This window comes from Candidatus Chlorohelix sp. (assembly GCF_037138995.1).
GTDB lineage: Bacteria > Chloroflexota > Chloroflexia > Chloroheliales > Chloroheliaceae > Chlorohelix.
Genome location: NZ_JBAXHI010000119.1, coordinates 1 through 1,071 on the forward strand (window position 1 = coordinate 1; position 1,071 = coordinate 1,071).

The 1,071-nt window shown below is 44.3% G+C and carries 1 protein-coding gene; it reads right to left on the reverse strand.

Going from position 1 to position 1,071, the window contains the following annotated elements:
* Positions 1 to 988 (reverse strand): hypothetical protein (locus tag WCK19_RS18555; protein WP_342398897.1); only part of this gene is annotated, 988 nt, incomplete at its 3' end.
* Between the last annotated feature and the right edge of the window lie 83 nt (positions 989 to 1,071).

Below are 1,071 nucleotides of genomic sequence, written 5' to 3' on the forward strand. Positions count from 1 at the left end.
TATCTTTGTCGGTACGATATAACTTTTCTTGAGTTGCGCCTAACCAGTAGAAATCCCGAATATAAGTCTCGCGTAGGGCAAAAATAGTAGGGTCTGACAATCTGTGGTCGCGACTGTAACGTCCTGAAAGACGCCATTTGTTGTAAATTGCCTGATACGCTTGGTAGTTCTCCTCGACACTACCAATATCGCCACGTCCAGCATAGTTGAAAAGAGGCAGTTCCATTAGAGCATATTGCTCGGTATCCTTGCCCAACTGCTCATAAAATGCTGGCACATCATAAGGTACTGCCTTAACTTTCCCGCTTTCTGCCACGAAACCAAATACTGAGATGCTCAGGATAATCACTACAACCCCGCTCATAGCTAAGCCTTTCCGGTACACTGTAAAACGGCTTAGGGCTGACCAATAGAAATGGCGCTCTATTAAAAACCGTAACCCAAAGGCAAATAGTATCGAAAAGGCTATAAGGTAAATAGTCTGAAACCGTCCGGGTTCACGACCCACGCTAAGCAGGGGCAACTTGTAGAGGAATGAATAGGGCATAGGAAAATCGGTGAGATTATGAGCAACAATAAGCTTAGGGCCTAGTGTAAGAATCGCCGCAAACACCCCACCTATTGCCCAAAAGGTGATTGCCTCACGCTGAATTTTTTTCCGCCAAGCAAAGATAAAGCCAATGAGCATTATTGCAATGGAAAGATAGCCGGGGTTAACCAGACCGGGAGAAATATAATCCATTATATCTAAGCTGCGATAGACACTCAGATCGCTGATACTCAGCCAAGGGCTTTTACCTAATTCCTGTATCATTGGAAGGAGCAGAGGCACAAACACTAGGGCTAACCACACACCGCCTACAGTGAATAGTCGGAGGAAAATAACCCCTTTTTCCAGCCATCTCCGTCTGGTAAACAGAATAAAGACAAAGAAAAATACCGTAAATAGTGCCGCAAAAAGTACGAACTGCCAGTCAGTAAGAGCCATTAGCAACAAACACACTACTGATAGAGTAGTATTGCGAACCCTTTGTTTTGGAAGGTAGATAAGACGATGCAAATAGAGGAAAT